The sequence below is a fragment of the Candidatus Competibacteraceae bacterium genome (genome assembly GCA_016699715.1).
In the GTDB taxonomy this organism is placed as follows: domain Bacteria; phylum Pseudomonadota; class Gammaproteobacteria; order Competibacterales; family Competibacteraceae; genus Competibacter.
The window spans coordinates 3,008,537-3,033,052 of the sequence record CP065007.1; the positions used below are offsets into that span (position 1 = coordinate 3,008,537).

21 protein-coding genes are annotated in these 24,516 nt (G+C 63.6%); 12 read left to right on the top strand and 9 right to left on the bottom strand.

Annotated features, from left to right (window positions below):
• The first annotated feature begins 63 nt into the window (after positions 1 to 63).
• The 5 genes from IPM89_13560 (at position 64) to ligA (ending at position 12,197) form a co-directional block, all read left to right on the top strand.
• A complete protein-coding gene (locus IPM89_13560) occupies positions 64 to 5,070 on the top strand; it encodes an Hpt domain-containing protein (protein QQS53851.1) in 5,007 nt (1,668 codons plus the stop codon).
• Positions 5,071 to 5,119: 49 nt separating this feature from the next.
• Positions 5,120 to 5,596: a chemotaxis protein CheW gene (locus IPM89_13565; GenBank protein QQS53852.1), complete on the top strand. Its 477-nt coding sequence runs from the start codon at positions 5,120 to 5,122 to the stop codon at positions 5,594 to 5,596.
• 29 nt (positions 5,597 to 5,625) lie between these two features.
• Positions 5,626 to 9,129 (top strand): chromosome segregation protein SMC, encoded by a 3,504-nt coding sequence (smc, locus tag IPM89_13570; GenBank protein QQS53853.1) that lies wholly within the window; start codon positions 5,626 to 5,628, stop codon positions 9,127 to 9,129.
• A 191-nt stretch (positions 9,130 to 9,320) separates the two neighbouring features.
• Positions 9,321 to 10,151, top strand: coding sequence for a hypothetical protein (locus tag IPM89_13575; protein ID QQS53854.1), 831 nt, complete (start codon positions 9,321 to 9,323; stop codon positions 10,149 to 10,151).
• 15 nt (positions 10,152 to 10,166) lie between these two features.
• On the top strand, positions 10,167 to 12,197 hold the full coding sequence (ligA, locus tag IPM89_13580) for an NAD-dependent DNA ligase LigA (GenBank protein QQS53855.1): 2,031 nt from the start codon (positions 10,167 to 10,169) through the stop codon (positions 12,195 to 12,197).
• 48 nt (positions 12,198 to 12,245) lie between these two features.
• Here ligA and IPM89_13585 read toward each other — a convergent pair whose 3' ends face one another.
• The 4 genes from IPM89_13585 to IPM89_13600 all read right to left on the bottom strand — a co-directional run bounded on the left by IPM89_13585 (position 12,246) and on the right by IPM89_13600 (position 14,455).
• Positions 12,246 to 13,256: a peptidylprolyl isomerase gene (locus tag IPM89_13585; GenBank protein ID QQS53856.1), complete on the bottom strand. Its 1,011-nt coding sequence runs from the start codon at positions 13,254 to 13,256 to the stop codon at positions 12,246 to 12,248.
• A 66-nt stretch (positions 13,257 to 13,322) separates the two neighbouring features.
• Positions 13,323 to 13,601, bottom strand: coding sequence for a BolA family transcriptional regulator (locus tag IPM89_13590; protein ID QQS53857.1), 279 nt, complete (start codon positions 13,599 to 13,601; stop codon positions 13,323 to 13,325).
• Positions 13,598 to 13,900, bottom strand: a complete 303-nt coding sequence (locus IPM89_13595) for a YciI family protein (protein ID QQS53858.1) — start codon at positions 13,898 to 13,900, stop codon at positions 13,598 to 13,600. The genes IPM89_13590 and IPM89_13595 overlap by 4 nt, the downstream gene beginning before the upstream one ends.
• A gap of 3 nt (positions 13,901 to 13,903) precedes the next feature.
• Complete coding sequence (locus tag IPM89_13600) at positions 13,904 to 14,455, bottom strand: septation protein A (protein QQS53859.1); 552 nt, start codon at positions 14,453 to 14,455, stop codon at positions 13,904 to 13,906.
• Between the two features lie 147 nt (positions 14,456 to 14,602).
• Here IPM89_13600 and IPM89_13605 point away from each other — a divergent pair, with 147 nt between their 5' ends.
• From IPM89_13605 to IPM89_13630, 6 genes are read left to right on the top strand one after another with little or no spacing between them, the layout of a single operon-like run.
• Positions 14,603 to 15,223, top strand: a complete 621-nt coding sequence (locus tag IPM89_13605) for a threonylcarbamoyl-AMP synthase (GenBank protein ID QQS53860.1) — start codon at positions 14,603 to 14,605, stop codon at positions 15,221 to 15,223.
• A gap of 33 nt (positions 15,224 to 15,256) precedes the next feature.
• Positions 15,257 to 15,907 carry a site-2 protease family protein gene (locus tag IPM89_13610; protein QQS53861.1) on the top strand — a complete coding sequence of 217 codons (651 nt, stop codon included), beginning with the start codon at positions 15,257 to 15,259 and terminating at the stop codon, positions 15,905 to 15,907.
• Positions 15,908 to 15,934: 27 nt separating this feature from the next.
• Positions 15,935 to 16,945, top strand: a complete 1,011-nt coding sequence (locus tag IPM89_13615) for a tryptophan--tRNA ligase (GenBank protein ID QQS53862.1) — start codon at positions 15,935 to 15,937, stop codon at positions 16,943 to 16,945.
• Positions 16,946 to 16,993: 48 nt separating this feature from the next.
• On the top strand, positions 16,994 to 17,779 hold the full coding sequence (locus tag IPM89_13620) for a segregation/condensation protein A (GenBank protein QQS53863.1): 786 nt from the start codon (positions 16,994 to 16,996) through the stop codon (positions 17,777 to 17,779).
• 9 nt (positions 17,780 to 17,788) lie between these two features.
• Positions 17,789 to 18,391: an SMC-Scp complex subunit ScpB gene (gene scpB, locus IPM89_13625; GenBank protein ID QQS53864.1), complete on the top strand. Its 603-nt coding sequence runs from the start codon at positions 17,789 to 17,791 to the stop codon at positions 18,389 to 18,391.
• A complete protein-coding gene (locus IPM89_13630) occupies positions 18,384 to 19,250 on the top strand; it encodes a pseudouridine synthase (GenBank protein ID QQS53865.1) in 867 nt (288 codons plus the stop codon). The genes scpB and IPM89_13630 overlap by 8 nt, the downstream gene beginning before the upstream one ends.
• 26 nt (positions 19,251 to 19,276) lie before the next feature.
• On the opposite strand, the gene IPM89_13635 is transcribed toward IPM89_13630, so the two are convergent.
• The 3 genes from IPM89_13635 to IPM89_13645 form a co-directional block, all read right to left on the bottom strand.
• Complete coding sequence (locus IPM89_13635; GenBank protein ID QQS55936.1) at positions 19,277 to 20,026, bottom strand: YciK family oxidoreductase; 750 nt, start codon at positions 20,024 to 20,026, stop codon at positions 19,277 to 19,279.
• Positions 20,027 to 20,062: 36 nt separating this feature from the next.
• Positions 20,063 to 20,932: a squalene/phytoene synthase family protein gene (locus IPM89_13640; protein QQS53866.1), complete on the bottom strand. Its 870-nt coding sequence runs from the start codon at positions 20,930 to 20,932 to the stop codon at positions 20,063 to 20,065.
• Between the two features lie 324 nt (positions 20,933 to 21,256).
• Positions 21,257 to 21,694: a DUF4124 domain-containing protein gene (locus tag IPM89_13645; protein QQS53867.1), complete on the bottom strand. Its 438-nt coding sequence runs from the start codon at positions 21,692 to 21,694 to the stop codon at positions 21,257 to 21,259.
• 96 nt (positions 21,695 to 21,790) lie between these two features.
• Here IPM89_13645 and IPM89_13650 point away from each other — a divergent pair, with 96 nt between their 5' ends.
• Positions 21,791 to 22,390 (top strand): GNAT family N-acetyltransferase, encoded by a 600-nt coding sequence (locus IPM89_13650; GenBank protein QQS53868.1) that lies wholly within the window; start codon positions 21,791 to 21,793, stop codon positions 22,388 to 22,390.
• Between the two features lie 66 nt (positions 22,391 to 22,456).
• On the opposite strand, the gene IPM89_13655 is transcribed toward IPM89_13650, so the two are convergent.
• Positions 22,457 to 23,824, bottom strand: coding sequence for a TrpB-like pyridoxal phosphate-dependent enzyme (locus IPM89_13655; protein QQS53869.1), 1,368 nt, complete (start codon positions 23,822 to 23,824; stop codon positions 22,457 to 22,459).
• An 86-nt stretch (positions 23,825 to 23,910) separates the two neighbouring features.
• Positions 23,911 to 24,489, bottom strand: coding sequence for a TerD family protein (locus tag IPM89_13660; protein ID QQS53870.1), 579 nt, complete (start codon positions 24,487 to 24,489; stop codon positions 23,911 to 23,913).
• Positions 24,490 to 24,516 lie beyond the last annotated feature (27 nt).

The following is a 24,516-nucleotide window of genomic DNA, read 5'->3' on the forward strand; positions in this document are numbered from 1 at the left end:
GAAAAGCTTGGGGCCGAATGGCAACAACCGGTCGGACCGGGTATCCGGCGCGGAGGCAGCGTAATGGCCTCTCCGGATCGTGACGCCGGTAACCCTTTGACGCGCCTTAAAGATGACCTGCTACTCGCTCTGAGCCGGATCCGGCCCAATCTGGATCCATATCGCGAGGATGGCCCCGATCTGGCATCGCTGGAAGCGATGCTCGGCACCATTGATCGGATCCACGACCCGTTGGCGATGCTGGAGCATCGCGAGGCGGTCGTCCTGTTGGATGAAATGCGTTCGACGAGCTTGGCGCTGATGAAGGGAACGTTTCATCTCCGCGACCTGGCGATGCTACAGCAGGCCGCCGAACATCTGATTGGCTATCTGAATGCTTGCCTGTCTCCCCACGACCAGCGTCCGGATGACAAATTGCTGGAGATGGCGGATACCCTACGGCTGGCGCGATCAAGCGCGCCAGCCGCCGACATCGATACCGATACCGATACCGATACCGATACCGATACCGAACCAGCCGTCGATCCCATGGAAGCATTCACGGCGCTGCACGCGATCATGGATATTCTGAAGCGACTGCGGCAAACCGTCGCCACCGAATTGGAAAATGCCGCCGACCAACCGGAATCCTGGGCGGCACTACAAGACGATCTGCGGACACTCCATCAGGTGCTGGCCGAACGAAAATGGACCCGCGCCACCGCAGTGCTCGGCCGGCTGAACCGGCTCGTCGAGGTGCTGGCCGCCGGTGCCGCCGAGCACTATGGCCCGCTGGTTAACGGGATCTGCGCCGAAATCCTGACTGGGCTGGGCCACTGCCTGGAACCTCTGAGCGGCGGAGGGCCGGCACCGAAGACGATTTTGCTCGCGGCGGAAGAACAGCTGGCCCAGATGGAGACCCTGCTCAATTTGCCGGCGTTGACTGAAACATCGGCGTTTCCACCGCCCTGCCCCGTATCCGGGGGGCCGGATACGAGGCAGGGTGTGTCCGAGATCGACAGGATCGCACCGTCCACGCCAGAGGCCGCAACCGGTGTCACCGGGTTTGAGACCTTGCTCGGACTAACGGATGCCGATCCTGAATTCATCGAGGTTTTTTTAGAGGAAGCACGCGGCGAGCTGGCCGCCGTGCGGGAGCAATTGCTCCGCTGGCAGGAAAATTTGCAGGATCGTGACGCGCTGGCCATCATCCGCCGCGCTTTCCATACCCTCAAAGGCAGTGGGCGCATGGTCGGTGCGACCGTAATCGGCGATTTCGCCTGGGAATACGAAAAGTTACTGAATCAGATTCTAGCCGGTGAGGTATCCGCCAGTCAGACCATCATCTCGGCGATTGCCGCGGCGGTAGCGGCGTTGGAGCCGCTGGTGGGTGAAACCCCACCGCGAGGAGGTGAGCTGGATGCCTTGCCGGTACTGGTGGCGCGGGCACAAACCTTGGCCGCTGGAAGTGAAGAAGCCGAAATTGAAGAGCCGGTCACCGCGCCGCCGTCATTCCGGGTAGAGCCGGTCACCGCGCCGCCGTCATTCCGGGTAGAGCCGGTCACCGCGCCGCCGTCATTCCGGGTGGAGCCGGTCACCGCGCCGCCATCATTCCGGGTGGAACCGGTCACCGCACCACCGTCGCTCCGGGTAGAGTCGGTCACCGCGCCGCCGTCGCTCCGGGTAGAGTCGGTCACCACGCCGCCGTCGGAGCGCGCGGCCGCGTCAGCGATCGATCCGGAATTTATGGAGGTATTTCTTGAGGAAGCGCGCGGCGAACTGGCTGCTGTTCGTGAGAATTTGGTCCTCTGGAAGCGAAACCTGGCCGATCGTCAGGCATTGGGCAGCTTGCGCCGGGCTTTCCATACCCTCAAGGGCAGTGGGCGCGTGGTCGGCGCAACCGCGATCGGCGATTTCGCCTGGTGTTTCGAGGATCTGCTGGCCCACGTACTGAACAACACGGCATCGGCGTCCATGGCCATGGCCGAACTGGTCGAGGAAGCCGCCAGCGCGCTGGAACCATTGATCGGTGAAGCGCCGGTAACGGAAGAGGCGCTAGCGGTGCTGGCGGCGCTGTCGGCGCGCGCCGACACGCTGTTGCAAGGCGCGCCGGACGAAGTCGTCCCGCCGGCGGTCGAACCGGCCAAACCGGCCAAACCGGCCAAACCGGCCAAACCGGTCGAGATCGAGCCGCCGCCGGTTGTGGTTGCGCCGGCCGGCCCGATCAGGATCGAGTTGCCACCGCCCGTGGCGCAGGCCAAACCCGTCGCCGCCGAACTGGAATCGGGCGCACCCCCGGCGATGGATTTGGAACTGGCCCAGGTCTTCCAATACGAAGCCACCGAAATCCTCGATGCCAGCGATGCCATCCTGCAGCGGCTGGGTAGCGAGCCCGATCAGCCCGGACTACTGAATGACCTGCGTCGGGGCATGCATACGCTCAAGGGTAGCTCGCGCATGGCCGGCTTCATGACGGTCGGCGATCTGGCTCACGCCGCCGAATCGGTATTGGACGTTCTTGGCAAGGCGGGAGGTACGACGCCGGTCGTGCTGGATATCCTGCAGCAAGCACTGGATCGGCTGAACCGAATGCTGGCGGAGGCTGGCGGCGGCTTGGAACCGGCACCCGCGACCGATTTGATCGGCGATTTGCATCGTTTGGCCGAGGCGGCCGCCGCCGGCCGGCCGGTCGAGGAACTGCCGCCCACGGCGCCGGCCGCATCTCTTGAGCCGACCGCGGCGCCGGAACCCAGCGCGCTCAAGGCCATGACCGAGCTGGATCAGGAACTGGCACAGGTTTTCCAGTCCGAGGCGAGCGAAATTCTCGATTCCAGCGATGCCATCCTGCAGCAGTTGCGCGGCGAGCCGGATAGCGCGGAACTGCTGAACGACCTGCGCCGGGAAATGCATACGCTCAAGGGCAGCTCGCGCATGGCCGGCTTCATGACGGTCGGCGATCTGGCCCACGCCGCCGAATCGGTATTGGACGCGCTCGGCAAGGGAACGCTGCAAGCCGCGCCGCCCATCCTGGACGCCGTCCAGCATGCCCTGGACGGCCTGCACCGCATGCTGCGGGGTGGCGGCGAACCAGTGCCAGACGCGAGGAGCCTGATCGACGAGCTGCACGGTGTACTGGGCGGCAAACCAGTGACACCGCCCAAACCCCTTGCCGCCACCATCGCCGCCACCCGGGTCGCGGCGATGGCGCAGCCCACGGAAAAACTGGCCGCCGCCGCGCCCACCGACAGCATCCGCGTCAGCGCCGCGCTGCTCAATGCCCTGGTCAACCAGATGGGCGAAAGCAGTATTTTCCGCGCCCGGATCGATCAGGGCGTCAACGCGATGAGCTTCAACCTCAACGAGTTGGAGCAAACCGTCATCCGGTTGCGCCGGCAGGTTAGCCATCTCGCCACGCAAGCCGAAGCCCGCATTCAGTCGCGGCAGGATACGGGTGCCAAGGCGCACCAACTGGAATTCGATCCGCTGGAACTGGATCGTTTCACCGAGCTGCAGCAGCTCAGCCGCTCGCTGATGGAAATCGCCGACGACTTGGGCAACGTGGGCAATACCTTGGGCGAACAGACCCACGAGGTAAGCTCGCTGCTCGACCAGCAGGCCAAGGTCAACAAGGAAATCCAGCAAGGTTTGATGCGCACCGGCATGGTGCGGTTCGGCAGTATCGTCCCACGGCTGCGGCGAGTGGTGCGGCAGGCGGCCCAAGAGTTGGGTAAACGCGCCGAGCTGCTGGTCGGCGGCGAGGAAGCGGAAGTCGACCGCACCGTGCTGGAAAACATGGTCGCTCCGTTGGAACACATGCTGCGCAATTCGCTGGCGCATGGCATCGAGGCACCGGAACAACGCCGGACGGCCGGAAAATCCGAAATCGGCACCATTACTCTCAGCCTGCATCGGGAAGGCGCGGAACTGGTGCTGGAACTGGGCGACGACGGCGCCGGCCTCAATTTCGAAGCCATCCGCGCCAAGGGCGAGGAAAAAGGCTTTTTGCTGCCTGAGCAGCCAGCCAGTCAGGAAGAGCTGATCGCGCTGTTGCTGCGCCCTGGCTTTTCCACCGCCAAGGCGGTCACCCAGATTTCCGGGCGTGGCGTCGGCATGGACGTGGTCAACGCGGCGATTCGGGCCATGCGCGGCGCCTTGCTGATCCAGACCGAACCGGGTCAGGGATCGCGCTTCATCGTTCGCCTGCCGTTTTCGCTGGCGGTGACCCAGGCGCTGTTGGCCAAGGCCGGCAACGCTACCTTCGCCATTCCTCTGCTCAGCATCGAATTGGTGACCCGAATTCAGGAGCGCGCGTTCCAAGCTTATCTGACGGGCGAACAGGTACAGCACCAGCACAACGAGCGCGGTTACCCGATCCATAACCTGGGTATTCTGGCCGGTAGCGAACATATGCTACCGTTCGAGGAAGTCAAGGATCGCCGGCCACCGACCTTGCTGTTCCGCAGCGCCGAGGCCAGCGCCGCCCTGCAAGTCGAAGCCGTGCTGGGCAATCAGGAAATTATCGTCAAACCGGTCAGCCCTCAGTTCAATAACATGCCGGGTATTTCCGGAGCGACCGTGCTGGGTGACGGTCGGGTGGTGGTGGTGCTGGATCTGGCGGCACTGGTGCGCAATATCGGCTCGCAACAGCAGAAGCAGGCGGAAAGCCGTGCCCTGCGGATGGCGCGTCAGGAAGCCCGGTTGGAGAAAATCAGCGTCATGGTCATCGACGACTCGATCACCATGCGCAAGGTCACCGCCCGCATCCTGGAACGTCATAACATTCAGGTGGTCACGGCCAAGGACGGTTTGGACGCGGTGGCGATGCTGCAGACCCAAGTGCCGGATCTGGCGATCCTCGACATCGAAATGCCACGCATGGACGGTTTCGAAGTGCTCGCCCATGTTCGCAATCAGGCACGCCTGCAGCAGATGCCCATCATCATGGTCACCTCGCGCGGCGGAGAGAAACACCGCGAGCGAGCGATGAAACTGGGCGTCAACGACTACCTGACCAAGCCTTATCAGGAAGAACAGTTGATGCAGTCGATCCGCAAGATTCTCGGCGAGCACGCCTTGGAGCTGATTACCTGAGGCGCGTGGACCAAGTCCGGGCGCCTCCGCACCTTGCATGGATACCGTAATGGAAGAAGCCTCCGCGAACCTGCGTTGCTTGTTGGTCGCCCTGCAAGGCGGCCAGGTTCTCCTGCCGAACAGCCTCGTGGTCGAAGTCCTGCCATTCGCCACGCCCTTGCGGATCGAATCGGCGCCGCACTGGGTGGTCGGCGCCATGTTGTGGCGGAATCTGACCACACCGCTCATCAGCCTGGGGCGACTGATTTTCCGGGTGACGCCCGAGGCCGATCTCAATTCCCGCATCATTATCCTGAATACCTTGGGCACCGACACCAAATTGCCGTATTTCGGCATCCTGGGCACCGCGGCGCCCAGGCCGCTTAACTTGGTGCGCCACGATATCAAGCTGGACCCGGAGGTTTCGGCGGACGATCTGCGTCGACCGGGCGCTCTGTGTTGGGCGCGCTATCAGGACCAACCGATCATCATTCCGGATCTGGACGCCATCGAAGCGGTGCTGCAACCGCTGGTCCGCCGGGCCTGACCGGTGCGGAACCCGCGTCCAACGCACCTATGCGGCTAAGCAAGATCAAGCTGGCGGGGTTCAAGTCGTTCGTGGACCCCACCGTATTGCATTTGCCCGGCAACCTGCTGGGCGTTGTCGGTCCCAACGGTTGCGGCAAGTCCAACATCATCGACGCGGTGCGCTGGGTGATGGGGGAAAGCTCGGCCCGCAGCCTGCGCGGCGAGAGCATGAGCGATGTGATCTTCAACGGCTCGGCCAGTCGCAAACCGGTCGGACAGGCCGCCGTCGAGCTGGTGTTCGACAACAGCCAGGGCCGTCTGGGTGGCCCTTGGGCCAGCTACGGCGAGATCGCGATCAAGCGGCTGGTCGGCCGCGATGGCCAATCCAGCTACTTCCTCAACGGCACGCGCTGCCGCCGCCGGGACATCGCCGATATCTTCCTCGGCACCGGATTGGGGCCGCGCAGCTATGCCATTATCGAACAGGGCATGATTTCGCGGGTAATCGAATCCAAACCCGACGAACTGCGCATCTTCCTGGAAGAAGCGGCCGGCATTTCCAAGTACAAGGAGCGCCGCCGCGAGACCGAAACCCGGATCCGCCACACCCGCGAAAACCTCGACCGGCTCACCGACGTGCGCGAGGAGTTGGGCCGGCAGCTGCACCATTTGCAGCGGCAGGCTCGGGCCGCCGAGCAGTATCGCGACTATCGCGCCGAGGAACGCCGGTTGCGCGCCGAATTGCTGGCGCTGCGCTGGCGCAACCTGCAAGCCGACAGCCGCGACCGCGAACACGCGCTGCGCCGGGAGGAAATCGCGTTGGAAGCGCTGCTGGCCGAGCAGCGCCAACTGGAAGCCCAGTTGGAAAGCGGCCGCGCCCGGCGCCTGGAGTTGAATGATGCGTTCAATGACCGTCAAGGCCGTTATTACCAGGCCGGCGCGGAAATCAGCCGGCTCGAACAGGCGTTGCAACACCAACGCGAGCTGAGCCAGCGGCGCCAAGAGGAATGGGACCAGGTCGCGGCGGCGCTGGCGCAGGTGGACGAACAGTGGCGGCTGGATCGGGAGCAGCGGGACGAACTGGTGACGGCGCTGACCGCCGCTGAGCCGGAACTGACGCGGCGGCTGACCGACGAAACCGACGCCGACGCCGCGCTGACCACCGTCGAGGCCGCGCTGCGCGAGAGGCAAGCAGCCTGGGAAACCTTCAATCGACGCCATGGCGAAGTGCTGCGGCAGGCCGAAGTGGAACGGACCCGGATCGAACATCTGGAGCGGCAACTGCTACAGAACGAGCGGCGGCTGGAGCGGTTGCGGCTCGAATGGGAGCAACTGGCCGAGACCGACCTGCACGTGGAACTCGCTGAACTCCGCTCGGCCGAACAAGCGGCCGCCGCCGATCTGAAACGCCGTCAGGAGCAACAGGCGCGGGTCGAGGCCGACTTGAGCGCCAACCGCGAAACCCAGCAACAGGCCGAACCGCCGCTGCGGGAATTGCAGGAGCGGCTGCTGGCCGGACGCGGCCGGCTGGCCTCGCTGCAAACCTTGCAGGAAGCGGCGCTGGGCCGGCATGAAAGCGGGCCGGATACCTGGCTGCGCGCCCAGGGACTGGCCGAGGCGCCGCGACTGGCGGAACGATTGGAAGTGGAACCCGGCTGGGAAGCGGCGGTGGAAACGGTGCTGGCCGGCTGGCTGGATGCAGTCTGCCTGCCGAACCTGGACCCGCTGGCGCACGCCGCCGCCGAACTGCCGCAAGGCCGGTTGACTCTGTTGGAAACCTTCCCGGCCGAACTCGGGGACGAAGCGCCGCCGGAGGGCTTGGCCGCGCGAGTGCGCGCGCCGTGGCCGCTTGCTGGTCTACTTGGGGTCGATACCGCCACCACGCTGACGGAGGCCCTGGCGCGGCGCGCGGGGCTGCGCGACGGCGAGGCCCTGGTGACGCCGGATGGCGTACTATGCGGGCGTCGCTGGCTGCGGCTGGCGCGCGGGGAAGGTGACGGAGTGCTGGCGCGCGAGCGGGAAATCCACCGGCTCGTCGCCGCGCTCGAGACAGACGCGATGGCATTGGAACGGCAAACCGCGCGGATCGAGCAACTCCGCGCCCGGCAGCGCGAACTCGAGCGCGAGCGCCGCGATCTCCAGCAGGCCGTCAATCAAGACCATCGCGACCATGCTCGCTTGCAGGGAGAATGCAACACCGTGCAGGCACGCTGGGAGCAAGCCCGTGCCCGCCGCGCCGCGCTGACCGAGGAACTCACCGAACTGGATTTTCAGTGTGAACAGGGTCGGGAGGGGGTGCAACTGGCTCGACTGCGGCTGGAAGAGGCGCTGTTGGCACTGGAGAAGCTGCGGGGCGAACAGATGGAGCTGCATGAGGGTCAGGAACGGCTGCGCGAACAGTTCCAACAGCACCGCATCCGGGCGGATACCGCCCGCCAGGCGGCGGCCCGCCAGACGGCGGCCATCGAAACCCTACGGGTGCGGGCGAGTGCCGCCGGCCAGGCCATGGACAGGCTGGACATCCAGCGGCAACAATTGCAGGCACGGCGGGCGCGGTTGGTCGAGGAACGCGCCGGCGACGATAGCGCGGCACGAGTCACCATCAAGGAGGAACTGGAGGGCTGGCTGGAAACCCGGCTCACGGTCGAGGCGGAACTACGCGAGGCCCGCCACGCTCTCGAAGCCCAGGACGCGGCATTGGAAGCCGGCGAGCAATCCCGTACCCACCGCGAGCGGCAGGCCGCAACCCAGCGCCAGCGGATCGAGGAGCAACGGTTGGCACTGGGCGAGGCACGGGTACACCGACAGAATCTGCGCGAGCAATTGCAGGAGCTGGCCGCCGAACCGGAAACGGTGCTGCCCGCCCTGCCGGAAGCCGCGGCCGAAAATGACTGGCTGGCGCGGCTGGAACAGGTGGAGCGACGCATCCGGCGGCTGGGTCCCATCAATTTGGCGGCCATCGAGGAGTTTGCCCAATTGTCCGAGCGCAAACAGTACCTCGATGCCCAGAACGCCGATCTGCTGGAGGCGCTGACCACTCTGGAAAACGCCATTCGCAAAATTGACCGCGAGACCCGCGCCCGCTTCCAGGACACCTTCGAACGGGTCAACGCTGGCTTAAGCGAATTGTTTCCCCGGCTGTTCGGCGGCGGCCAAGCCCATCTGGAACTGACCGGCGAGGATGTACTGGACGCCGGCGTGGCGATCATGGCCAAACCACCGGGCAAGCGGGTCGGGTCGATCAGCCTGCTGTCCGGCGGCGAAAAGGCACTGACCGCGGTCGCCCTGGTATTCGCCATTTTTCAGCTCAACCCGGCTCCATTTTGCCTGTTGGACGAGGTGGACGCACCGCTGGACGAAGCCAATGTCGGCCGGTTCGGCGCGCTGGTCCGTGATATGTCGATGCGGGTACAGTTCGTTTTCATTACCCATAACAAGGCGACCATGGAGATCGCCGAGTACCTGGCCGGTGTGACCATGCAGGAGCCTGGGGTGTCGCGGCTGGTCGCGGTCGATGTCGCGGCGGCGGCGCGACTGGCGGTGGCCGGCTAGCCGCTCTCGACGCGCGGGTCGCGTCCGGGCTGGACGCGGTGGATGTCATTTGTGAAAGCCTAGGGATTACAGTATAAACGATGGTTGCAACCCCCAGTCCGCCGATGGCGGCAATGGAGGTTTGACACTGCGATCTCTTATCGCGACATAATCTCATTATTGCGACAGACGCAATCTGAGGCTTTCGATTGATGGAATTGGACAAAACACAATTACAGTGGTTGCTGGCGGGCATTGGGGCTGTCGTCGTTATCCTGATTTACCTCTGGGGCATCCGCTCGCATCTGAGGGAAGAAATCGGCATCCGCCGGTCTCGGACTTCCAAGGAACCGGTACTGGGCGACACGCAAGAGCCACCGCCGGATGAAGAGGCCGACGGGTATGTTTTTGGCGAGCTGGGCCGCATCACCCCTGATCACCATCTGGCCGACAAGGTACTGGTGGATGTGGAAATCCGGCCCATCAATCGCCAGGAGCCCACTGCCTCGGTCGGGACGGATGCGCCGGTTGACGATAGCGAAGCGCGCCCGCCCACCGCGCTAGCGCCCCCGCCGCGGGAGTCGCGGCAGGAATCCACCGCGCCGCGCTCGCCAAAAATGACATTGGTGCTGACCGTGATGGCGGCGCGCCACCAACTCTTTCACGGCCCCAAGATACAGGCCGTGGCCGAGGCGCTACGATTTCGTTTAAATCCCGAAGGGCTGTACGAACTGTTCCCGGAGACGGAAGCCGCCGATGTCCCGATCCTTGGTCTCGCCCATCTGCGCAAGCCCGGCTCGTTCAAGCCGAAAACCTTGCAAGAGCTGCATACGCCGGGCCTGCTGCTCTTCATGAAGCTACCCGGCCCGCTCGAGGAAATGAAGGCGCTGGAACTGCTGGTGATCACCGCCGACCAACTGGCGCAAAAATTGGGCGGGCTGATCTGTGACGAGCAACGCAACCGGATGACCAATCAGGCCCTCACGCGCTTGCGCGACGAAGTCGCCGAGCTGGAGCGGCAGCGGCAAGCACAGCCGCTCTGATGGCGCGAGAGCGACATGGCGCTTTTCACCGATCCGCAACATCGGGCCGCCTGGTTGCGCGAGCGGCTCAACTGGCATGGCTACCGCTACTACGTGCTGGACGATCCGGAAATTCCCGACGCCGAGTACGACCGGCTGTTTCGAGAACTCCAGGAGTTGGAAGTCGCCCATCCGGAGTTGAGCGCCGCCGATTCTCCGACCCGGCGGGTGGGTGGCAAACCGCTGGCTGCATTCGTACCGGTGCGGCATCGGGTACCGATGCTGTCCATCCGTACCGAAACCGACACCGGCCCGGACGGCGCGGCGGCCTTTGATGCCCAGGTACGGCGCGAGCTGCACCTGGGCGATGATGCGGAACCGGTCGAGTACGCCTGCGAGTTGAAATTCGACGGCCTGGCCATCAGCCTGCGCTATGAACAGGGCGTACTGGTGCTGGCGGCCACCCGCGGCGATGGCGAGACTGGCGAGGACGTCACTCAGAATGTGCGCACCATCAAGGCCGTGCCGCTCCGGCTGCAAGGCGCCGCGCCCGAGGTCTTGGAAGTACGCGGTGAAGCGTACATGAGCCGCGCGGATTTCGAACGCTACAACGCCCGGCAGCGCGCCGCCGGGTTACCCACCCTGGTCAATCCCCGCAACGGCGCGGCGGGCAGCATCCGGCAACTCGACCCGAATCTGGCCGCGAAACGGCCGCTGTCTTTTTTTGCCTACGGGTTGGGCGAGGTGCAAGCTTGGGATATCCCGACCACGCATGGCGCGATGCTTGACGCACTGGCCGCGCTGGGATTGCCCGTGTGTGAAAAACGTGTGGTGACGCGGGGCGCGGACGGCCTGATCGCGTTTCACCGGGCCATCGCCGAGCAACGCGACTCGTTAGCCTTCGATATCGACGGCGTGGTGTACAAGGTCAACCACCTTGGCTGGCAACGGCAACTGGGTTTTCGCACCCGCGAACCGCGCTGGGCGGTGGCACACAAATTTCCGGCTCAGGAAGAGCTGACCGTGGTCGAGGCCATTGAGCTACAGGTTGGCCGCACCGGCGCGATCACCCCGGTGGCGCGGCTCAAACCGGTGTTTGTCGGTGGCGTCACCGTCACCAATGCGACGCTGCACAACGCCGATGAGGTGGCGCGCAAGGACGTGCGGGTAGGCGATACCGTCATCGTGCGCCGGGCTGGCGACGTCATTCCCGAAATTGTCGGCGTGGTGCTGGAGCGCCGGCCGCCCGACACGCAACCATTCGCGATGCCAGCCATCTGCCCGGTATGCGGGTCGCGGATTATCCGCCCGGAAGGAGAAGCGGTCGCTCGCTGCGCTGGCGGTCTGTATTGCCGTGCCCAGCGCAAGGAGGCGATCCGTCATTTCGCCTCGCGCCGGGCGATGGATATCGACGGACTGGGCGACAAGTTGGTGGAGCAACTGATCGAGCGGGACCTGGTGCATGATCCCGCCGATTTGTACGCGCTCGATGCGACGATGCTGGCCGGTCTGGAACGGATGGGCACCAAATCCGCCACCAATCTGATCGAAGCACTGGAACTCAGCAAGGTCACCTCGCTGGAACGATTCCTGTATTCGTTGGGAATCCGTGAGGTTGGGGAAGCCACGGCGCGGGCTTTGGCGCGGCATTTGGGTACGCTGGAAGCACTGCTGGCGGCCGATGAAACCCGTTTGCTGCAAGTGCCAGACGTCGGTCCGGTGATTGCCGCCGCCATTCTTGCCTTCTTTCAGGAGCCTCACAACCAGGAAGTACTGGCTCGGTTACTGGCCGCTGGGGTACGGTGGCCAGCGCCGGTCGCGCAAACCAGTGCCGGGGAATCCCTGGCGGGCAAAAGCTTCGTGCTGACCGGTGCCTTGGAGTCGCTAACTCGCGATCAGGCATCCGAACGATTGCGGGCGCTGGGCGCCAAGGTGGCGGGCAGCGTGTCGAAGAAAACCGATTACGTGGTGGCGGGTCACGACGCCGGTTCCAAATTGGACAAGGCGCGGGAATTGGGGGTGCGGGTGCTGGATGAGGTGGGGCTGCTGGAGCTGCTGGAGAGATAGCAGCCGGGGCTTACTTACCGGCTGCTATCTCAAGGGTTACTCGGGCAGTTACTTCTGCTCGGCCTTGGCGGGCTCGGCCTTGGCGGGTTCAGCCTTGGCGGGTTCGGCCTTGGCGGGCTCGGCCTTGGCGGGCGCGGTCGCGTTGACCTGGATTTCCTTGACTTCGATCTTGGCGCCGGCGCGCAGCTTTTCCAGATAGTCGTTTACCATCCGGCTCTGCAACATCTGAGCGATCTGTGGCCGCAGTTCGTCCAGGGTCGGCGGCTTGGCGTCGCGGACATCCTCCAGCAGGATGACGTGCCAGCCGAACGGCGTCTGCACCGGTTCCTCGCTGTACTTGCCCTTTTCCATCTTGGCGACGGCCTGCGCGAACGGTGGCACCATCATGCTCGGCGTGAACCAGCCCAGATCGCCGCCGTTGGCCGCGGAACTATCGCTGGATTTAGCTTTGGCCAGTTCGGCGAACTTACCACCTTTCTTGAGTTCGGCGATAACCTCCTTGGCCTTATCCTCGGAGTCCACCAGGATGTGGCTGGCCTTGTACTCCTTGCCCTTCATCGCCGCGACGGCGGTTTCATACTCTTTCTTGATGGCCTCTTCGCTGGGGGCATTTTCGCTCAGCATCCGCCGCACCACGGTACTGGCCAGCAGGCTACGCTGGATCATTTCCAGCTGTTGCTTGATTTGCGGGTCATCTTCCAGCTTCTGCTTGTGGGCCTGCTGAACCAGCAGTTCTTCCATGACCAGTTGGTCGACCAGCGACTTGCTGGCATCCGGCGAATCGACCTTGGCCTTGCCGCGCAACTGCTGGGCATATTGCTCGAAGGCCGCCTTGGAAATCGCCGTGCCGTTGACCACCGCGACTGGATCGGGGATGGTGAACGCAGCTTGCGGCGCGGCGGGCGCGGCGGGCGCGGCGGGCGCGGCCTTGACGGCGGTGGGCGTGGTGGCGGGAACTGGCTCGGCTTTTTTGTCGTCGGCGGACAGAGCCACGCTGGACAGCAGCAGGCTGGAGGACAGCGCCAGTAGCGGAAGAGTCAGCTTGTTCGGTTTATTCATTTCGTGGTTTCCAGGGGTTGGGTTGTTTCCAGGAGAGGACTATTCAACCGGGGTCGCGTACCTTGGTTAATGCAAACCTTGCTCCGCCGGAGAAATCGCGGTTTTGATGCTCAAGGCGTGGATTTCCCGACGCATCAGGTCGGCCACCGCCGCGTTGATGAGGCGGTGGCGCTGAATCAGAGTCTTACCGGTAAAGGCCGCTGAAACCATGTGAATGGTAAAATGGCCACCCTCGCGCGCGCCGGCGTGACCGGCATGGGCGGCGCTGTCGTCGATGATTTGCAGACGCTCGGGCGCCAGCGCGCCACGCAACCGTTCCTCGATCAGGGCGATGCGGTCGGTCATGCCGGCAGCACCTTGCGGAACGGGTAAATCTCGACGGCCGCATACACGCCGGCGGCCATGTAGGGATCGGCATCGGCCCAGGCTCGGGCTTGTTCCAGCGTGGCGAATTCGGCGACCACCAGACTGCCTTGAAAACCGGCCGGGCCGGGATCGGGGCTGTCGATGGCCGGCAGCGGTCCGGCCAAAACCAGCCGGCCCTCGGCCAGCAGGGCGTTCAGGCGTTCCAGATGAGCCGGACGAGCCGCCAACCGCTGTTCCAGAGTACCCGGCACATCGCGGCCGATGATAGCGTATAGCATGGATCAGGACTCCTTTGACGGGGCATCGTCGGTTTTGATATAGCGACTCATGTAGGCCGCCTGCGCCAGCACGAACACCAGAGTCAAACCCAGCATCCCGAACAGTTTGAAATTGACCCAGGTGTTTTCGTCGAACGTGAACGCCACATACAAATTAACCACGCCCATGACGAAGAAAAAAATGGCCCACATGAACGTCAGCTTGACCCAGATTGGGGCCGGAAGTTCCATTTGACCGCCCAGCATTCGCTCCAGCAGCGTTTGCCGGCCGATGAAACGGCTACCGACAAAGGCCAGGGCGAACAGCCAGTTCACCACCGTGGGTTTCCATTTGACGAAGACCGGGTCGTGCAGAATGAGCGTCAGGCTGCCCAGTACCAGTACCAGCCCGGCGGTGAATAGCGGTAGTTTCTCGACCCGGCGTTGCCGCAGCCAGATCCAACCGACCTGGGCCAGGGTAACGCCAATGAGCACGCCGGTGGCGACATAGATATCCGTCAGCTTGTAGGCGACGAAAAACAGCAGAATGGGCAGAAAATCGAATAGCAGTTTCATGCCGGCAGCGAGGTTCCATTGAGTGCGGGCAGCGGCGGTGAGGGGTAAAAAAAAGAGACGGCTTCACCGCCGCCATCTTGACCAGGCAACGCCAGGCTGGCAAGTTGCTTGACCGATTATCATCCACAAATTGGAAATAGTAGGGCCATGAGCCGCGTTTTACAAATCCATCCCGCCAATCCACAACCGCGTCTGATCGCGCAGGCGGTAACACGACTGCGCGAGGGCGACGTGATCGTCTATCCCACCGACTCCAGCTATGCGCTGGGTTGCCAACTGGGGGACAAGGCGGCGGCGGAGCGCATCCGCGTCATCCGTCAGACCGACCGCCATCACAATTTCACCCTGGTCTGCCGCGATCTATCCGAAATCGCCACCTACGCCAAGGTGGACAATCAACGCTACCGCTTGCTCAAGGCCGTCACGCCGGGGGCGTTTACCTTTATCTTGCAGGCCACCCACGAGGTGCCGCGTCGCTTACAACACCCCCGGCGCAAAACCATCGGTATCCGGGTGCCGGACAACGCCATCGTTAGTGCTCTGCTGGCGGAACTGGGTGAGCCGATCATGAGTTGCACACTGATCCTGCCCGGCGACGACTGGCCACTGTCCGACCCCGACGAGATCGAGGAACGTCTGGCCAATATGGTCGATCTGATCATCGACGGCGGCCCCGGCCAGCGCGAGCCGACTACCGTGCTCGACCTGACCGAAGAGGCGCCGCAGCTTGTCCGGCAGGGGCTGGGCGACATCAGCCCGTTTCTCTAGTCGGTACCCGGACAGGCTGCGTATAATCGGGTCATGCAAGAATTGACCGTGGTTCAACTGCTCATCGTACTGGCGCCGCCGCTGCTGCTGGCCATCACCCTGCACGAAGTGGCGCACGGCTGGGTGGCGTGGCGTTGCGGCGACACCACCGCCAAAGCCCAGGGCCGGCTCAGCCTGAACCCGCTGCGGCATATCGACCCGGTCGGCACGGTGCTGGTTCCGGCGCTGCTGGCGGTATTCGGTGGTTTCATCTTCGGCTGGGCCAAGCCGGTGCCGGTCAGCTACCACCGCCTGCGTCAGCCCAAGCGCGACATGGCGCTGGTGGCGCTGGCCGGGCCGGGCGCCAATCTGCTCATGGCCCTGGGCTGGGGGTTGATGATGGTGATCGGTTACCACCTGCAAGCCGGAATCCCATGGCTGGGGGAGCCGCTGTTGCTGATGGGGGGCTACGGGATCAATATCAACATCATGCTGGGCGTGCTCAATCTGGTGCCGATTCCGCCGCTGGACGGCTCGCGGGTGCTGGCCGGCGTGCTGCCGGATCGCTTCGGTCTGGCGATGGCGCGGATCGAACCTTACGGTCTGATCATCCTGGTGGCGTTGCTGGCGCTCGGTCTGTTCAACGCCCTGATGCCGATCGTCAACGGCATCCGTCATTTCATCCTGACGCTGTTCTTCTTCTGATTCTGAACTCAAAACCTCGCGGTCATCATGGAAATCACCCTCACCGGCATCACCACCACTGGCGCCCCGCATCTTGGCAACTACGTTGGCGCGATTCTGCCCGCCATCGAGGCCAGCCGCCGGCGGGACGTGCAATCATTCTACTTCCTGGCCGACTATCACGCCCTGGTCAAGTGCCAGGACCCGGCGCTGGTGCATCGTTCCCGGCTGGAAGTCGCCGCGACCTGGCTGGCGCTGGGCCTGGATATCGAGAACGTCATCTTCTACGCCCAGACCGACGTCCCGGAAATCCTGGAACTGACCTGGATCATCACCTGCGTGACCGCCAAGGGATTGATGAACCGCGCCCACGCCTACAAGGCGGCGGTGGCCGACAACATGGCCGATCCCGACAAAGACCCCGACAAGGGCATCAGCATGGGGCTGTTCTGCTACCCGATCCTGATGGCCGCCGACATCCTCATGTTCAAGGCCAGCAAGGTGCCGGTGGGCAAGGACCAGATTCAGCATCTGGAAATGGCCCGCGACATCGCCGCCCGCTTCAACCACCTGTACGGCGAGCATTTCGTCTTGCCCGAGGCGGTGGTGGATGAGAAGGCGGCGATTCTGGTCGGACTGGACGGGCGCAAGATGAGCAAGAGCTACGGCAACACCATCCCGCTGTTCGAACCGGAAAAGGCTCTGCGCAAGCTGATCATGCGGATCAAGACCAACTCGCTGCCGCCGGAAGCACCGAAAGACCCTGATACCTGTACGCTGTTCCAGATCTACCAGTCCCTTGCCACGGCCGAGGAAGCCGCGGCGATACGCGCCCGCTACGCTCAGGGTATCGGCTGGGGCGAAATGAAGCAGTTCCTGTTCGAATATCTGAACGCCCGCTTAAGCGAACCGCGCCAGCGCTACCAGGAATTGTTGCAAGCACCCGCTCACATCGAGCAGATCCTCAAGCGCGGCGCGGCGCGGGCGCGCGAACACAGCGCACCATTTTTGCAAGAACTGCGGCGTGCCGTCGGCATCCTGCCGTTGGATCAAAGGTAGGGACGCGGTATGCCGCGCCCCGGCGAATCGCCGCCGATCCCCGGTTGAATGGATACCATCGCCCAGCCGCCGCTCGCCCGAGTCGGCGGTGAACCCTATACGCAATTGCCGCGGGATCTCTACATCCCGCCCGACGCCCTGGAAGTTTTTCTGGAGACCTTCGAGGGGCCGCTGGATTTGCTGCTATATCTGATCCGACGGCAGAATCTCAACATCCTGGACATTCCCATCGCCGATGTTACCCGGCAGTACATGGATTATCTGGCGCTGATGCAGGAAATGCGGCTGGAACTGGCGGCGGAGTATCTGCTAATGGCGGCCTGGCTGGCGGAAATCAAATCGCGCCTGCTGCTGCCGAAGCCGACCCTGGCCGAGGCGGAGGAAGAAGACCCGCGCGCCGAACTGGTGCGCCGCCTGCGGGAGTACGAACGTTTTCAGCAGGCGGCCAGGGCGCTGGATGCCTTGCCGCGACTGGAGCGCGAAACCTTCATCGCCAGCGCCGAACCGCCCTGCCGGGAAAGCGTTCGCCCGCCACCGCCGGTCGGCCTGGCCGATCTGCTGAACGCCCTGCGCGAGGTGCTGGCCCGCGCCGAACTGTTCGATCGCCACCCGATCCGGCGCGAAACCTTGTCGGTGCGCGAACGGATGATCCAGGTGCTGGAACGGCTGGATGCGCTGCGGTTTACCGCCTTCACCGAGCTGTTCCGACCGGAAGAGGGCCGGATGGGCATCGTGGTGACGTTTCTGGCGGTGCTGGAGCTGTTGCGTGAGGCGATGCTGGAACTGGTGCAGTCCGAACCGTTCGCACCGATTTATCTCCGCCGGCAAGCTTGAGCGAACGCGATGCCGGCGCTGAAAACCATCCTGGAAGCGGTGTTGCTGGCCGCTGGCGAACCACTTTCGCTGGAACGGTTGCAGGGGGTTTTTCCGGAGGCGGAACGGCCCGAGCGGGAAGTGTTGCGCGCCGCGCTGGCCGAACTGGCGATCGATTATGCCGGGCGCGGGCTGGAATTGATCGAAGTCGCCAGCGGCTTCCGCGTGCAGGTGCCCGGCGCGTTTTCGCCCTGGGTGTCGCGGCTGTGGGAAGAGCGGGCCGCCACCTACTCGCGCGCGCTACTGGAAACCCTGGCGCTGGTTGCTTACCGCCAGCCGGTCACCCGCGGCGAAATCGAGGAAGTCCGCGGCGTCAGCGTGAGTAGTAGCATTATGAAAACGCTCCAGGAACGCGACTGGATCAAGGTGATCGGTCACCGCGAGGTGCCCGGTCGTCCGGCCCTGTACGCCACCACCCGCGCCTTCCTGGATTATTTCAATCTCAAGAGCCTGAGCGAGTTGCCGCCGTTGGCGGCCCCGCGCGATCTGGATGTGATTGGCGCCGAACTGGAGCGCCGCACCGCGTCCTTGCCCTTGGACTCCACCACTTCAACGGAATCGCCCGATGGCTGAACGCCTGCAGAAATTTCTCGCCCGCATGGGACTGGGTTCCCGCCGCCAGATCGAGGACTGGATTCGCCAAGGCCGCATTAGCGTGAACGGCGTGCCGGCGCAACTGGGCGCATCGGTCAACGGCGCGGAGAAGATCGGGATCGACGGCAAACTGATCCAGGTGCGCGCCTTCGGGCAACAGCGGCGGGTATTGGCCTATTACAAACCGGTCGGCGAAATCGCCAGCCGTCACGATCCCGAAGGCCGGGCGACGATCTTCGAGCAGCTCCCGCCCTTGCGCGACGGGCGCTGGATCGTGGTGGGCCGGCTCGACCTCACCACCCAGGGATTGCTGTTGGTGACCAACGACGGCGAACTGGCCAATCGGTTGATGCATCCCTCGTCCCAAATCGAGCGGGAATACGCGGTGCGGGTGTTGGGCGCAGTGACGCCGGAGATGCTGAAGCGGCTGCGGGAAGGCGTGCCGCTGGAGGATGGGCTGGCACGCTTCGACGAAATCCGGGAAGCGGGCGGCGAGGGTGCAAACCACTGGTATCACGTCGTTCTGAAGGAGGGGCGCAACCGCGAGGTGCGGCGGTTGTGGGAATCGCAGGGCGTCGCGGTCAGCCGGCTGACCCGGGTACGTTTCGGGCCGGTGACCTTGCGACGAGGCTTGTATCCAGGGCATTGGGATGAGCTGGACGAGGCACGAATGGCGGAGTTGCTGCAAGCCGTGGGTTACGCGCCGCGGCACACACCTAAACCGGCGCCGCGTCGACCCCCAGCGTCCGGGCGGGTCTGGCCGGATCGGCCGCGCGGTGGGCGTGGCCCGGCGTCCGGTCCGCGTCGCCCGCCGAAGCCGGGACGATCTGATCGGTGATGCGTCAGGCGGGCCGAATCGCGCCGTTACGCCTGATCCTGGGCCTGGAAAGTCTGGCCGGTGACGCCCTTGCTGTCCGGACCCAGCAGATAGAGATAAGTGTCCAGCACCGTTTCCGGCGTTGGCCATTCCTCTGGTTCGCGGCCCGGATAGATCTTCAGCGTCATCGCGGTGCGAACCCGGCCCGGATCGACGCTGTTGACCCGGATCGGGGTGTTGGTTTCCAGCTCGCTGGCCAGTAGTTTCATCAAAGTCTGGACGCCACCCTTGGCCACCGCATAGGCGCCCCAATACGCTTGGCCGACTTCGCTGACCCGATCGGCGGTAAATACCACCGAAGCGTCGGCGGAACAATTCAATACGCCCAGCATCGCCTGGGTCAGCATGAACGGGGCGTTGAGGTTGACTTGCAGGATCCGATACCAGAGTTCGATATCGAAATTGGCGATCGGCGTCAGCCCCTCGAACAGAGCGGCATTGTGCAGCAGCCCGTCCAGGCGGCCGAACTCGGTTTCCAGCACTTGCGCCAGATCGGCGAAGTCCTTGGGGGTAGCCCCTTCCAGATTCATCGGGTAGATGGCCGGCTTGGAGGCACCCGCTTGTTCGAGTTCGTCGTAAGTCTGCTCCAGCTTGCGGATCGTCCGTCCGAGCAGGATCACGGTGGCGCCGTGCATGCCCAGCCGATGGGCGGCGGCGCGGCCGATGCCGTCCCCGGCGCCGGTCACCAGAATGACCCGGTCTTTCAGCAGGTCGGTGGCAGCTTGGTAATCCTTCATGGCAAGTGTGTCCGGCAGGGTTGAACTGAACATAGTTTACTCCCTTGCCGGCAGGCGTCGAAAGCGCCGCCGTTCGCCGCGCCGCCGCCGCCAGGCCAGCCACAGCTTGCGCAGCGGCGTCAGGCTGATACGTTGCTCCAGCAGCCGATAACCGTCCTCGGCGATTTCCGCCAGCAGCGCCATCGCCAGATCCAGACGAATCAGCAGGGGACATTGCTCCAGACGATCCACATCCGGCAGATACTCCAGCGCCCGGCGGTGGTACTCCTGGATCCGCCCGGCCTGGAAGGCGAACAGTTGTCGGACCCGGTCTGTGGTTTGCGCGGCCAACAAGTCGCCCGGATGGGTACCAAACTGACGCATTTCAGCCTCGGGTAAATAAAAACGGCCGTGTTGAGCATGGATGCGCACATCGTGGAGCTGCTCGAACAGCAGCAGTGCCGCACCAGCCTCATGCGCGAAGCGAGGGGTGGCCCGCCGGTCGCGGTAGCCCGATACCTCGGCAGCCAGCAGCGCCGTCACGCTACCACGCCGATGGAGATAGAGCATGAGTTCGTTGAACGTGGGGTAGGCGTCGTAGTCGAGATCCATGGCGACCCCGTCGAGGATCTCCCTAAAGTATTCTTCGGGCAGGTTAAAGAGGTGCAAGTGCGGCTGTAGGGCGCGCGTAACCGGGTGCCGCGATTCACCGACGAATAGTTTGTCCAATTCGGCGCGCCACCAATCTAGTTTGGTCCGGGCAACGCCCGGATCCCGGCATTCCGCGATTACTTGAGCGGTTTCCAGGCAAAAAGCCTGGATCGCGCATAAGGCTTGACGTCGCGCGAGCGATAAACCGAGTAGACTGTAGCGGAAATTCGAGATCTGCGGGGCAGCCAGGTTATGACAGTAATCTTCCGGGGTCATGGTGAGGGCTATTTAGTGGAGATGGCGTGAATATTGCCTTAAATTGCTTAGGCTTTGTCATTTTCACAGGGCAGGAGACTTGCCATAATGACTATGCGTGATATCAATAAACTTCGTGAATCCGAACAGGCCGTGACGCGTGCGTCCTATCGATACTATCGCGCCGTGTTGCAAGGGGCGTCTGATGCAAGGCGTCAGCACTTGCGCAGCCTGTGGATGGTCGAATTGCAGCGCCGCTGGCCGGACACTTGGAGATGAATGATGCCGGACGCCAAGTTCTCCGGCACATTCCCGCAACGGTTCGAGATCAAGGCATGTCGGCGTTCACTCGTGACCCGGCAGTTCCCGCAGCAATTGTTGCTCGCCGGGCCGCAGCTTGCCGGAACGAATGGTGGACAGCGCACTGTCCTCTTCCTTGAGTTCCCTGGCCTCGGTATCGGAAGGCGGCTGGGCGCCATAATGCACCGCGCCCTCGGTATCGGTCCAGGTGTAGATCCGTTCGGTGGGTTGAACGGAAACGGGCTGAGCGTTGAGCGGGACCAGATCCGCGGCTTGGCCTTCGGGCGGGCGATTGCCGTAATGCACACGACCGGCAGCATCCTTCCAAGTGTAGGCTTCCCCCTCGGCCAGCACGACTCGAACGGGCTGCCATAGCAGTAACAAGCCCAGCAGGACCCACGCCCCACGCCCACCCGTGATCCGCATGATCTTGATCTGATTGAACATATCCGCCTCCACGTTCATCAAGATAATAATGCCCACGGTTTGGTCCGTCGGTCCAATGCCGTACCGCCGCCGGACATGGGCTCATCTTCCGCCTCTTCCGGTCGCGACCGCAACCCTGGGTATCGCTCTCCCATGTCCGCATCCTTGAACGTTCAACGATTGTCCGGCAGCGCCATCGACCCCTATCTCCCCGAACTGGCCCGGCTGCGCATCCAGGTATTCCGCGAGTTCCCGTATCTCTACCAGGGCAGCGCGGCTTATGAAGAAAAATACCTGAAGACCTATGCCAGCACGCCGGATAGCGTACTGGTGCTGGTTCGGGATGGGGAGCGGGTGGTGGGCGCGTCCAGCGGCCTGCCGTTGGTGGTTGAGCCGCCGGACGTTATCCAGCCGTTTACGGCGTGTGGCTACGATTCCCAGCGGATTTTTTATTACGGCGAGTCGGTACTGCTGCCCGAATACCGGGGCCGGGGGCTCGGGAAGCGGTTTTTCGAGGAACGGGAAGCGCATATTCGCAGCCTGGGCCGCTTTGATCTCGCCGGCTTCTGCGCGGTGGAGCGGCCCGCCGACCATCCGCGCCGGCCGGCGGCATACCGGCCGCTGGATGCGTTCTGGAACCGGTACGGCTTCGTCAAGCACCCGGAATTGCGGACCATGTTTTCGTGGCGGGACCTGGACGAGGATGCCGAATCCCCCAAACCGATGGCGTTCTGGTTGAAACATCTGGCCTGATTTCCAGTTCTTGCCCCGGCTCCGACGGCCCTCGCTCTCGCTCTCGCTCTCAGCGGCGGAGCGGATTCAGACCGTCGTCACCGACGGCAAGCCGGACAGCGCCATCGCCAGTTCGGCCTCGTCGTAGTCCTGATCCACCAGTTTGCCGGCGAAATAATCCATATACGCCTGCATATCGAAATGGCCGTGGCCGGACAGGTTAAACAGAATCGCCCGGCTCACGCCGTCTTCCTTGCAACGCAACGCTTCATCGAGTGCGGCTCGCACCGCGTGATTGGCTTCCGGTGCCGGCAGAATGCCCTCGGCGCGAGCAAACAGCACGCCCGCTTCGAAACAAGCAGTCTGGTGATAGGCGCGTGCTTCGATCAGACCCAGTTGCTTGACGTGGCTGACCAGCGGCGCCATGCCGTGATAGCGCAGGCCACCGGCGTGGAAGCCGGGCGGGGTGAAGGTCGAACCCAGAGTGTGCATCTTGGTGAGTGGAGTGAGATGCGCGGTGTCGCCGAAGTCGTAAGCATAGGGACCACGGGTCAGGGTCGGGCAGGCCGCCGGCTCGACAGCGATGATACGAGCCTGCCGGCCGCCGCGCAGTTGCGCGCCGATGAATGGAAAGGCGATGCCAGCAAAATTGGAACCGCCGCCGGCACAACCGATGATGACATCAGGATAGTCATCCGCCATCTCCAATTGCGCCAGTGCTTCCTGTCCGATCACGGTTTGATGCAGCAACACATGGTTCAGCACCGAACCCAGCGCGTATTTGGTGTCGTCGCGTTGCGCGGCGATTTCCACCGCTTCGGAAATCGCGATGCCCAGGCTGCCGGGGTGATCCGCCCGCCGGGCCAGAATTGCCCGGCCGGATGCGGTTTCCTCGGACGGCGAAGCCACGCAGCGCGCCCCGTAGGTTTCCATCAGCGCCCGGCGATAGGGTTTCTGGTTGTATGAAACCCGTACCATGAACACCTGCACGTCGATGCCGAACAGTGCGCCGGCGAAAGCCAGCGAGGAACCCCATTGTCCGGCGCCGGTTTCGGTGGCGATACGCGTGATCCCGGCTTCCTTGTTATAGAACGCCTGGGCCACGGCGGTGTTGGGCTTATGGCTGCCGGCCGGGCTGACGCCCTCGTACTTGTAGTAGAGGCGTGCCGGGGTGCCGAGCGCCTTTTCCAGCCGGCGGGCGCGGTATAGCGGGCTGGGCCGCCATTGCCGGTAAATGTCCCGTACCGGTTTCGGAATTTCGATATCCCGTTCGGTGGCCACTTCCTGCTGAATCAGCGTCATGGGGAACAGCGGCACCAGATCGTCCGGGCTGATCGCTTGCAAGGTGCCGGGATGCAGCACCGGTGGTGGCGGCGTCGGCAGATCAGCGACCAGATTGTACCAATATTTTGGCATCCGGTTTTCGTCGAGCAAGTATTTGACGGATTCGCTCATAAGGTTCTCTTTGCGGAAAAATAAAGGCCCGCCGGTGCATCGGCGGGCCGGGTGTGGCCAGTGCGGTGCGCGAAGCGCCGTTGATTTTAACCGAGATGAACGCCGAAATCGCGGGCGACCGCCGCCAATCCGCCGGCGTAGCCTTGGCCGATGGCCTTGAACTTCCACTCGTCGTTGTTGCGGTAAAGCTCGCCGAAGACCATCGCCGTTTCGGTCGAGGCATCCTCGGACAGGTCGTAGCGGGCAATTTCCTGGTCGCCGTCGGCGTTCAGCGCCCGGATATAGGCATCGCTGACCTGACCGAAATTCTGCTTGCGCGCCTCGGCGTCGTGAATGGTGACCACGAACGCTACTTTGGCGGCGTTGGGGGTCATCAGGCCCAGATCGACTTCAATCACCTCATCGTCGCCTTCGCCCTCGCCGGTGCGGTTATCGCCCTTGTGAGAGACCGCGCCCGATGGGTCCAGGGCATTGTTGTAAAACACGAAATGCTGGTCGCTGAGCACCTTGCCGCCGCCATCCAGCACGAAGGCGGAGGCGTCCAGGTCGAAATCGACGCCGTCGGTCTTGCGCGCGCTCCAGCCCAGGCCGAAGCGTATCTTCTTCAGGCCGGGGGCTTGTTTACTCAGCGACACGTTGCCGCCTTTTTGCAGGGATACCGCCATTTCTTCAATCTCCTCTGTATTGGATAC

Coding starts and splice junctions, on each gene's coding strand:
- IPM89_13650 (QQS53868.1), top strand. CDS start 21,791: ATGTCCGCATCCTTGAACGTTCAACGATTGTCCGGCAGCGCCATCGAC.
- IPM89_13565 (QQS53852.1), top strand. CDS start 5,120: ATGGAAGAAGCCTCCGCGAACCTGCGTTGCTTGTTGGTCGCCCTGCAA.
- IPM89_13585 (QQS53856.1), bottom strand. CDS start 13,256: ATGAATAAACCGAACAAGCTGACTCTTCCGCTACTGGCGCTGTCCTCC.
- IPM89_13655 (QQS53869.1), bottom strand. CDS start 23,824: ATGAGCGAATCCGTCAAATACTTGCTCGACGAAAACCGGATGCCAAAA.
- IPM89_13560 (QQS53851.1), top strand. CDS start 64: ATGGCCTCTCCGGATCGTGACGCCGGTAACCCTTTGACGCGCCTTAAA.
- smc (QQS53853.1), top strand. CDS start 5,626: ATGCGGCTAAGCAAGATCAAGCTGGCGGGGTTCAAGTCGTTCGTGGAC.
- IPM89_13595 (QQS53858.1), bottom strand. CDS start 13,900: ATGCTATACGCTATCATCGGCCGCGATGTGCCGGGTACTCTGGAACAG.
- IPM89_13610 (QQS53861.1), top strand. CDS start 15,257: ATGCAAGAATTGACCGTGGTTCAACTGCTCATCGTACTGGCGCCGCCG.
- IPM89_13620 (QQS53863.1), top strand. CDS start 16,994: ATGGATACCATCGCCCAGCCGCCGCTCGCCCGAGTCGGCGGTGAACCC.
- IPM89_13630 (QQS53865.1), top strand. CDS start 18,384: ATGGCTGAACGCCTGCAGAAATTTCTCGCCCGCATGGGACTGGGTTCC.
- IPM89_13590 (QQS53857.1), bottom strand. CDS start 13,601: ATGACCGACCGCATCGCCCTGATCGAGGAACGGTTGCGTGGCGCGCTG.
- IPM89_13635 (QQS55936.1), bottom strand. CDS start 20,026: ATGAAGGATTACCAAGCTGCCACCGACCTGCTGAAAGACCGGGTCATT.
- IPM89_13575 (QQS53854.1), top strand. CDS start 9,321: ATGGAATTGGACAAAACACAATTACAGTGGTTGCTGGCGGGCATTGGG.
- IPM89_13640 (QQS53866.1), bottom strand. CDS start 20,932: ATGACCCCGGAAGATTACTGTCATAACCTGGCTGCCCCGCAGATCTCG.
- IPM89_13605 (QQS53860.1), top strand. CDS start 14,603: ATGAGCCGCGTTTTACAAATCCATCCCGCCAATCCACAACCGCGTCTG.
- ligA (QQS53855.1), top strand. CDS start 10,167: ATGGCGCTTTTCACCGATCCGCAACATCGGGCCGCCTGGTTGCGCGAG.
- scpB (QQS53864.1), top strand. CDS start 17,789: ATGCCGGCGCTGAAAACCATCCTGGAAGCGGTGTTGCTGGCCGCTGGC.
- IPM89_13600 (QQS53859.1), bottom strand. CDS start 14,455: ATGAAACTGCTATTCGATTTTCTGCCCATTCTGCTGTTTTTCGTCGCC.
- IPM89_13660 (QQS53870.1), bottom strand. CDS start 24,489: ATGGCGGTATCCCTGCAAAAAGGCGGCAACGTGTCGCTGAGTAAACAA.
- IPM89_13615 (QQS53862.1), top strand. CDS start 15,935: ATGGAAATCACCCTCACCGGCATCACCACCACTGGCGCCCCGCATCTT.